The following is an 8,966-nucleotide window of genomic DNA, read 5'->3' on the forward strand; positions in this document are numbered from 1 at the left end:
GGTTCCGCGAGCCCGCCCGGGCCGACCGGCTCACTGCGCGGCCGGCCGTACCCGCAGCAGCCGCACCGACCGGGCCGCGACCGTCAACGTCCCGCCGTCCGAAAGGAGTTGACCGCCGCCGCTCCCGTCGCCCTCCGCCGCGGTGTCGAGCACCGCCTCGTACCCCGCCGCCCACGGCACCCCGGGCAGCGTGAACTCCAGCTCCCGCGCACCGGCGTGCACGATCAGCAGGAAACTGTCGTCCACCACCGGCTCCCCGCGCGCGTCCCGCTGCGGGATGTCCCGCCCGGACAGCAGCATCCCCAGGGTCGCGGACGGCGCGAACCAGTCCCGTTCGGCCAGCTCCCGCCCGTCCGGCCCGAACCAGGTGACGTCCGGCAGCCCGTCCGGCGTCAGCGACAGCCCGGAGAAGAAGCCGCCGCGGCGCAGCACCGGGTGCGCGCGGCGCAGCGCGATCAGGCGGGCGGTCAGGTCGAGCAGCGCCGCGTAGGACGGGTCCTCGCGCAGCGACCAGTCGACCCAGCCGGTCGGGTTGTCCTGGCAGTAGGCGTTGTTGTTGCCCTGCTGGGTGCGGCCCATCTCGTCGCCGGCCACCAGCATCGGCACCCCGGTGGACAGCAGCAGGGTGGCGAGCAGGTTGCGCAGCTGGCGGTGGCGCAGCGCCAGGACGGCCGGGTCGTCGGTGTCGCCCTCGGCGCCGCAGTTCCAGGAGCGGTTGTCGTCGCTGCCGTCCCGGCCGTCCTCGCCGTTGGCCGCGTTGTGCTTGCGGTCGTGGCTGACCAGGTCGCGCAGGGTGAAACCGTCGTGCGCGGTGACGTAGTTGACGGAGGCGTACGGTCGGCGGCCGCCCCAGTCGTAGAGGTCGCTCGACCCCGACAGGCGGTAGCCGAGGTCGCGCACGTCGGTGGTCGCGCCGCGCCAGAAGTCCCGTACGGTGTCGCGGAACCGGTCGTTCCACTCGGTCCACAGCGGCGGGAACGCGCCCACCTGGTAGCCGCCGGCGCCGACGTCCCACGGCTCGGCGATCAGCTTCACCCGGCGCAGCACCGGGTCCTGGGCGATCACCGCGAGGAACGGCGAGAGCATGTCCACGTCGTGCAGCGAGCGGGCGAGCGCGGCGGCGAGGTCGAAGCGGAAGCCGTCCACGCCCATCTCGGTGACCCAGTAGCGCAGGCTGTCGGTGATCAGCCGCAGCACGTGCGGCCGCACCACGTCCAGGGTGTTGCCGCAGCCGGTGTAGTCCGTGTAGCCGCGGCCGTCGGCGCCCAGCCGGTAGTAGCCGCGGTTGTCGATGCCGCGCAGCGACAGCGTCGGGCCGCCCTGGCCGCCCTCGGCGGTGTGGTTGTAGACCACGTCGAGCAGCACCTCGATGCCCGCCGCGTGCAGCGCGCGCACCATCCGCTTGAACTCCCCGACCTGGCCGCCCCGGCTGCCGCTGGCGCTGTAGGCGGCGTGCGGGGCGAAGTAGCCGATCGAGTTGTAGCCCCAGTAGTTGCTCAGCCCGCGGCGCAGCAGGTGCTCCTCGTCGGCGGACTGGTGCACCGGCAGCAGCTCCACCGCGGTGACGCCCAGCCGGGTCAGGTGCGCGATCGCGGCCGGGTGGGCCAGCCCGGCGTAGGTGCCGCGCAGCTCCGGCGGGATGCCGGGGTGCCGCCGGGTGAAGCCGCGCACGTGCAGTTCGTAGATGACCGTGTCCGACCAGGGGGTCTTGGGGCGGCGGTCGTCCCGCCAGTCGTCGTCGTCCTCGACCACCACGCCCTTGGGGACGTACGGCGCGGAGTCCCGGTCGTCGCGCACGGTGTCGGCGAGGCCCGCCTCCGGCCAGTCGCGCACATGGCCGTACACCTCGGGGGCCGCGGTGCGGAAGCTGCCGTCGACCGCCCGCGCGTACGGGTCGAGCAGCAGCTTCGCCGGGTTCCAGCGGGCGCCGGTCCACGGGTCCCAGCGGCCGCCCACCCGCAGGCCGTAGCGCTGCCCGGGCCGCACCCCGGGGACGAAGCCGTGCCACACCTCGTGGGTCAGCTCGGTCAGCGGGGCGCGGGTCTCGGTGCCGTCGTCGGCGAACAGGCACACCTCCACCCACTCCGCGCCGCCGGCCCACAGCGCGAAGTTGGTGCCGGGCGTGCCGTCCGGGCCGGGGTGGAAGCGGGCGCCGAGCGGCTGCGGGGAGCCGGGCCAGACGGTGGTGGTGGCGGACGGCGGTGGGCGGCCGGCGGGCGGGGGCGTACGGCGGCCGGTGCGCGGCCCCGGCGGTGCGGCCGGGGCCCCGGGTATGCCCGGCGGGCGGGTTGCGGGGCCGGCGCCCGGGCCCGGCTCGGGGAACGGCTCGGCCCGTTCGGCGTCGAACTCACGGGTCTCGGACATGTCTCAGCCCTCCAGCGGCTCCCCGGTGCCGCGGGGCGTCCCGTGCCCGGCGGCCGACCGTCCCTGAGCAGTCCGCGCACCCTTCGCGGTCCCCGCACGCGTCGCGCTCCTCGCAGGGATTGTTCCCCGGTGGCCGGGCCGTCACCCTGACGCCGCCGTGCAGTCACCAACGCGGCACGACATCGTTGACCTTGCGTGACACGTGATGTGACGGGTGATGCTGCGGGGGACATGACGGGCGCGGGAGCCGGCGGCGGGAGGGCCGGGACGGCGCGCGGGACGGCGGGCACGGTCCCGTACGGGGTGCCGCGCGCCCGCCGTACGGCACGGGGACCGCTCGCGGTGCTCGCCGCCTCGGTGGCCGCGCTGGCCGTGCTGGTGGCCGGCTGCGGCTCGGGCGGCGGCTCCGACGGCAAGCCGCACGGCTCGGCCCGCCCGCGCCCGACGACGAAACCGCCGACGTTCGTGGGCATCTACTCCCCGGAGCAGGGCACCACCGTCGGCACCGGGATGATCATCTCCCTGGACTTCACCCGGGACATCACCGACCGGGCCGCGGTCGAGCGCGGCGTCAGCGTCACCAGCGTGCCGCCGGTCGAGGTCACCGGCCACTGGTTCGGCGACCGGCGGCTGGACCTGCGCCCGGCCCGCTTCTGGCGCGCGGGCACCCGCGTCACCCTGCACCTGCGGCTGCGCGGTGTGCAGGGCGCCCCGGGTGTGCGCGGCACCCAGTCCAAGGACATGTCCTTCGCCATCGGCCGCGACCAGCACAGCACCGTGGACGTGCTCGCCCACACCATGACCGTCGTCCGCGACGGCCGCCCGCTGCGGGTGCTGCCGATCTCCGCGGGCAGCGACGCGCACACCACGTACAACGGCATCATGATGATCTCCGAGAAGTACGCGGTGACCCGGATGAACGGCAGCACGGTCGGCTTCGGCGGGGAGTACGACATCCCGGACGTGCCGCACGCGATGCGGCTGACCGCCTCCGGCACCTTCGTGCACGGCAACTACTGGTCGCCGCCGAGCGTGTTCGGCACGGCGAACGTCAGCCACGGCTGCGTGGGCCTGCGGGACGTCAAGGGCGGCGGCGCGGACACCCCCGCCGGGTGGTTCTACGGGCAGTCCCTGGTCGGTGACACCGTGGAGGTGGTGAACTCCCCGGACGCCGTGGTCGCCCCGGACAACGGGATGAGCGGCTGGAACCTGAGCTGGCCGGAGTGGACGGCCGGGTCCGCGCTCTGAGCCGCGGCGCCATGCCGTGACCCTGTGCCGCGCCGTACGGAACCGTGCGGGTGAACCGCGTGTTGACTGCCCATGTCCCCGGGGTAGACGCCCTGATGGCAGTTGGGACGAAACGGTGACATTCCCGTGGCGGCGTGCTCCTACTTCGTATGGTTTTCTTGCGCTGGCAGGGGGAGTTCGGGTGTGTCGCGGTATGGGGAATAGGGGAACAGGAACTGTGAAGCCGATAGGTGGGGCCCGGCGTGCCAGACGGCACGCGGCCGCGGCCGTGGTGCTCGGCGCGCTGATGCTGGTGGTGACCGCGTGCGGTCCGAACGGCGGCAGCAAGGCGAGCTCCGGCAGCGACGACGGCAAGGGCGGTGGCGCGTCGACCAGCGCCACCGACACGACCGTCTCGAAGGCGGTGGTCGACATCGCGCCCAAGGACGGTGCGAGCAACGTCGCGACCACCGGCGCGCTCAAGGTGTCGGCGTCCAACGGCAAGCTGTCGTCGGTGACCGTGAAGGACGACAAGGGCAACGCGGTCGACGGAAGCATCGCCGCCGACGGCCTGTCATGGGCGCCCACCGGTCATCTGAACACCTCCACCGAGTACACGGTGGACGCCGCCGCGAAGGACTCCTCGGGCCGCGAGTCCGACAAGCACGCGACCTTCACCACGGTCGTGCCGAAGGACACCTTCGTCGGGTTCTTCACCCCCGAGGACAACTCCACGGTGGGGGTCGGCATGGAGGTCTACCTCAACTTCAACCGGCCGATCACCAACAAGAAGGCCGTCGAGGCCGGGCTGAGCGTGACCGCCTCGCCGTCCGTGCCGATCGCCGGCCACTGGAACGGCGACACCCAGCTGTTCTTCCGCCCGCAGGACTACTGGGCGGCCGGCACCAAGGTCACCCTCAAGCTGGACCTCGACGGGGTCGAGGGCGCGCCCGGGGTGTACGGCAAGCAGAACAAGTCGGTGCACTTCACGGTGGCCCGCCGCCAGGTCAGCGTGGTGGACGCGGCGAAGCACACGATGACCGTCTACCGCGACAACAAGGTGCTCAAGACCATCCCGATCTCCTCGGGCGCTCCGGACCACACCACCTACAACGGCAAGATGGTGATCTCGGAGAAGTACATCAAGACCCGGATGAACGGCGACACGGTCGGCTTCGGCGGGGAGTACGACATCCCGGACGTGCCGCACGCGATGCGGCTGACCAACTCCGGCACCTTCATCCACGGCAACTACTGGGCCGCGACCTCCGTCTTCGGTCACAGCAACACCAGCCACGGCTGCGTCGGCCTGCACGACGTGCGCGGCGCGGGCGACCCCGACACCCCGGCCGCCTGGTTCTACAACAACTCGATCATCGGGGACGTCGTCCAGGTGATCAACTCCAAGGACAAGACCGTCCAGTGGTACAACGGCCTCAACGGCTGGAACATGCCCTGGAGCGAGTGGACTGCCTGATTGTGTTCGCTCGCCGTGGTGAGGTAGGTACGGCCCGTCCCTTCGCGGGGGCGGGCCGTCGTCGTACGCTCCGGGCATGACTGATACCCCGGTGACCCTTGAGGTCGAAGACGGCGTCGGCACCATCCGGCTGGTCCGGCCGCCGATGAACGCGCTGGACGCGGCGATGCAGGACCTGCTCAAGGAGCTGGCCGAGCAGGCGGCCGCGCGGGCGGACGTGCGGTCGGTGGTGGTGTGGGGCGGCCCGGAGGTGTTCGCGGCGGGCGCGGACATCAAGGAGATGCGGGCGATGTCGTACCAGGACATGGTGGACCGCTCGCGCGGCCTCCAGGACGCCTTCACCGCGGTCGCCCGCATCCCCAAGCCGGTGGTCGCGGCCGTCAACGGCTACGCGCTGGGCGGCGGTTGCGAGCTGGCGCTGTGCGCGGACATCCGGATCGCCGCGGAGGACGCCAAGCTGGGCCAGCCGGAGATCCTGCTCGGGCTGATCCCGGGCGCCGGGGGCACCCAGCGGCTGGCCCGGCTGGTGGGCCCCTCGCGTGCGAAGGACCTGATCTTCACCGGCCGGATGGTCACCGCGGCCGACGCGCTGGCGATCGGCCTGGTCGACCGGGTGGTGCCGGCCGACCAGGTGTACCCGCAGGCGCTGGAGTGGGCGCGGCGGCTGGCGCGCGGCCCGGCGTACGCGCTGCGGGCCGCGAAGGAGGCCGTGGACGGCGGGCTCGACACCGACCTGTCCAGCGGGCTCACCCTCGAACGCACCCTGTTCGCCGCGCTGTTCGCCACCGAGGACCGCGAGACCGGTATGCGCAGCTTCATCGAGAACGGCCCGGGCAAGGCGGAGTTCGCCTGATCCCGCGGCGGTCCGCCCGGGCCGCCGGGCCGCCGCAGCGCGGGGCGCAGGTGGCGGAGGTGACGCCGGTTCAGATGAATTAGCCGGGTTACCGGGCGAAGCCGTCCCGTTACGGCCATCATGAGGGCATGGCGGGACGGGGTGGAGCGGAGCAGTCACGGCAGGCGGCTCAGGAGGTTGCCACGGCACCTCTGGCGGCCATGGTGACCCCGGCCCGCCCCGCGGCCGACGCTGCCGGCGACCGCCCGGCCTGCGGCGCCGCGGACGGACGCGCGGAGGTGGACGACGACCCCGACGACGTGGCGGCCGCGGCCGCGCGGGCGCTGGAGCGGCTCGGCGACCCCTCGGTCAAGGAGGTGCACCTCACCTCGCGGCCGGAGTCGGCCGCCCTCGCCCGCCGGCTGGCGCTGTCGGTGGTGCGCGGCTGGGGGCTGCCGCACCTCGCGGACACGGTGGAGCTCCTCGTCTCGGAGCTGGTCGGCAACGCGGTACGGCACACCGGCGCACGCACCTGCGGGCTGCGGATGCACCGGCGGCGCGGGCGGGTGCGGGTGGAGGTGCGGGACCCGTCGCGGGCACTGCCCTGCCGGCTGCCGGTGCGCGAGATGGACACCAGCGGGCGCGGACTGTTCCTGGTCGACAAGCTCTCCGACCGGTGGGGCGTCGATCTCCATGCGCGCGGCAAGACCACATGGTTCGAGCTGCGGGTCATGGACCGGATCTGAAAGGGAAGAGGCCCTCCGCGCGTCGGGGGGGATGACTGCGGGGGGCCTCTTCTACATCGCCGCGAAGCAGGGGGGGTGTTCCGCGGCGGTCCTGGAACGGCCGAGCCCGGGTCGGTGGCGGCCGTTGTCTACGACTGTGGCACGGGTCGGGGTGCAAGAGCAAGTTTGGCAAGCGTGTCACTCGCCACAAACCGGGCATATTACTTGGGGATGAAAGGGTGACATGTGCCACCACCTTGTAAATGATGGCTAAACTCTCTCATGACCTTTTCATATAGAGAATGCTTATGTGACTGGTGAGACCCTGTAGGGGGCGGTCCCTGACCTGGTGGTGGGGTAAGCCCCCGAGGAAGTCCGGGGATGTGCCGGATGGGCCGGGCCGCGCCGCCACGAGAAGGTCGGGTGGTCGGTCGGCAACACGAGGAGAGCCCGTGGCAGGCAGCATGGCAGCAGCGCAAGAGCGTACTGCCCCGGCGGCGGTGCGCGCGCTGCCGGCGTTCGTGCGGTTCGTGGTCTTCGGCGGCGGCGTCACCCTGCTCGGCAGCGCCGCGCTGCTGCTGGTCGGCGACCGGGCGCCGGTCGCCGCCGCCAACGCCGTCGTGACCGTCGCCACCACCCTGCTCGCCACCGAACTCCACACCCGCTTCACCTTCCGGCGCGGCCGGGCCGGCTGGAGCGACCACTGCGCGAGCGGGCTGACCGTCCTGCTGTCGTACCTCTTCACCACCGGCGCGCTGCTCGGCTACGACGCCCTGCACACCGGCGGCGGCGCACTGCTGCGGCAGGGCGTCTACCTCGCCGCCTCCGGCGCCGCCGGCATCGCACGCTTCCTGCTGCTGCGGTACGTCTTCGCCCGGACCCGGACCCGGACCGGGACCGGGACCGGAGCCGGAGCGCGCACCTGGGCCCGTATCCGGGTCCGTACCCGCGTCCGGGGCCGAGTCCGGGTCGGATCGGGCCGGCCCGCCGCGCGGGGGGTGCGGGCCGCCCGGATCGCGGCCGCCCTCGCCGCCACGGCGCCCGGGGCGGGCCCCGTGCTGTGGGCCGCCGCCACCGCCTGCCCGCGCGAACCCGCGCCCAGCGCGCCGAGGGTGCTGGCGACGTAGCGCGCCACCGGGCGGGCACGGGTCGGCCGGCCGGGCGAACCGGCTTTCGCCCGCGCGGAATCCGCCCGGGAGCAGGAGGGGCCGGCCGGGCCGGTGAGGGATGCTGGAAGGCGGTACGCGATCACCGCGACCGCGACCAGCAACGCCGTACCCCGCACGCCGTCGAGCAGTCGGCCCACCCAGGAACGGACCCGCCATGACCAAGGCCATCGCCCTCACCGAGTTCGGCAGCGCGGACGTGCTGCACGCCACCGACATCGAACTGCCGGAGCCCGGGCCCGGACAGGTGCGCCTCGCCGTACGCGCCGCGGGCGTCAATCCGATCGACAGCAAGATCAGGTCGGGCGCCATGCAGGAGGTCTTCCCGGTGACCTTCCCCTACGTCCCCGGTGTCGAGGCGTCCGGCGTGATCGAGGCGGTCGGCCCCGACGTCACTCATCTCGCCGTCGGCACCGAGGTGTTCGGCCGGGTGGCCACCGGCGCCTACGCCGAGCAGGCGCTCGCGTCCGCCGACGCCCTCCTGCCCAAGCCCGCCGGCCTGGACTGGGCCGAGGCGGCCTCCCTGCTGGTCGCCGCCGAGACCACCTACCGCGCCCTGGAACGCCTCGACCTGCACCCCGGCGAGACCCTGCTCATCCACGGCGCGGCCGGCGGGGTCGGCTCGGTCGCCGTCCAGTTCGCGGTCGGTCGCGGCCTGAAGGTGATCGGCACCGCGAGCGAGGCCAACCACGCCCGGCTGCGGTCGCTGGGCGCCGTACCGGTCGTGTACGGCGACGGGCTGGTGGCGCGGGTGCGGGAGGTCGCGCCGGACGGGGTGGACGCCGCGTTCGACCTCGCGGGCCGGCCGCAGGCGCTCGCCGACTCGGTCGAGCTGACCGGGGGCACCGCGCGCGTCATCACCGTGGCGAACGCCGCGACCGCGAAGGAGTCCGGGGTCGCCTTCACCGGCGGCGGTGACGCCGACCGCAGCCGGCCCGCGGTCGCCGAGGCCCTGGAACTGCTCGCGACCGGGAAACTTCGGCTCGCCGTGCACCGCACGTACCCGCTCGCGCAGGCGGCCGACGCACAGCGCGAGAGCGAGGCCGGGCACGCGACCGGGAAGATCGTCCTGACCGTGTGACCGTGTGACCGTGTGACCGTGTGACCGTCGGCCGTACGGCGGATACGGCCAACGCGGCGGGGGGGGGGGGGGGGTTGGGACGTCACCCCCCCCC

Annotated in this window: 7 protein-coding genes; 6 read left to right on the forward strand and 1 reads right to left on the reverse strand. The window is 73.4% G+C overall.

What is annotated here, in order from left to right; translation table 11 throughout:
• Window positions 1-30: 30 nt before the first annotated feature.
• Window positions 31-2,364 (reverse strand): glycogen debranching protein GlgX, encoded by a 2,334-nt coding sequence (gene glgX, locus AC3ERT_RS14690; protein ID WP_435174437.1) that lies wholly within the window; start codon window positions 2,362-2,364, stop codon window positions 31-33.
• Between the two features lie 231 nt (window positions 2,365-2,595).
• Between glgX and AC3ERT_RS14695 the strand changes: the two genes are divergently transcribed.
• From AC3ERT_RS14695 to AC3ERT_RS14720, 6 genes are all read left to right on the forward strand, one after another.
• The gene (locus AC3ERT_RS14695) at window positions 2,596-3,612 is read left to right on the forward strand and encodes a L,D-transpeptidase (protein WP_435174440.1); all 1,017 of its coding nucleotides are present in this window, start codon (window positions 2,596-2,598) and stop codon (window positions 3,610-3,612) included.
• A gap of 193 nt (window positions 3,613-3,805) precedes the next feature.
• Window positions 3,806-5,068, forward strand: coding sequence for a L,D-transpeptidase (locus AC3ERT_RS14700; protein ID WP_435174443.1), 1,263 nt, complete (start codon window positions 3,806-3,808; stop codon window positions 5,066-5,068).
• Between the two features lie 76 nt (window positions 5,069-5,144).
• Complete coding sequence (locus tag AC3ERT_RS14705) at window positions 5,145-5,921, forward strand: enoyl-CoA hydratase/isomerase family protein (RefSeq protein ID WP_435129218.1); 777 nt, start codon at window positions 5,145-5,147, stop codon at window positions 5,919-5,921.
• 128 nt (window positions 5,922-6,049) lie between these two features.
• Window positions 6,050-6,646 (forward strand): ATP-binding protein, encoded by a 597-nt coding sequence (locus AC3ERT_RS14710; RefSeq protein ID WP_335974556.1) that lies wholly within the window; start codon window positions 6,050-6,052, stop codon window positions 6,644-6,646.
• 443 nt (window positions 6,647-7,089) lie between these two features.
• Window positions 7,090-7,752: a hypothetical protein gene (locus AC3ERT_RS14715; RefSeq protein ID WP_435174446.1), complete on the forward strand. Its 663-nt coding sequence runs from the start codon at window positions 7,090-7,092 to the stop codon at window positions 7,750-7,752.
• Window positions 7,753-7,948: 196 nt separating this feature from the next.
• Complete coding sequence (locus AC3ERT_RS14720) at window positions 7,949-8,872, forward strand: NADP-dependent oxidoreductase (RefSeq protein ID WP_435129224.1); 924 nt, start codon at window positions 7,949-7,951, stop codon at window positions 8,870-8,872.
• The last annotated feature ends 94 nt before the right edge of the window (window positions 8,873-8,966 follow it).

This window comes from Actinacidiphila sp. bgisy145, from assembly GCF_057708125.1.

Bases quoted from the DNA above. Each gene is read 5' to 3' on its own strand.
- AC3ERT_RS14715 (WP_435174446.1), top strand. From the start codon at position 7,090: ATGGCAGCAGCGCAAGAGCGTACTGCCCCGGCGGCGGTGCGCGCGCTG.
- AC3ERT_RS14695 (WP_435174440.1), top strand. From the start codon at position 2,596: ATGACGGGCGCGGGAGCCGGCGGCGGGAGGGCCGGGACGGCGCGCGGG.
- glgX (WP_435174437.1), bottom strand. From the start codon at position 2,364: ATGTCCGAGACCCGTGAGTTCGACGCCGAACGGGCCGAGCCGTTCCCC.
- AC3ERT_RS14720 (WP_435129224.1), top strand. From the start codon at position 7,949: ATGACCAAGGCCATCGCCCTCACCGAGTTCGGCAGCGCGGACGTGCTG.
- AC3ERT_RS14710 (WP_335974556.1), top strand. From the start codon at position 6,050: ATGGCGGGACGGGGTGGAGCGGAGCAGTCACGGCAGGCGGCTCAGGAG.
- AC3ERT_RS14700 (WP_435174443.1), top strand. From the start codon at position 3,806: ATGGGGAATAGGGGAACAGGAACTGTGAAGCCGATAGGTGGGGCCCGG.
- AC3ERT_RS14705 (WP_435129218.1), top strand. From the start codon at position 5,145: ATGACTGATACCCCGGTGACCCTTGAGGTCGAAGACGGCGTCGGCACC.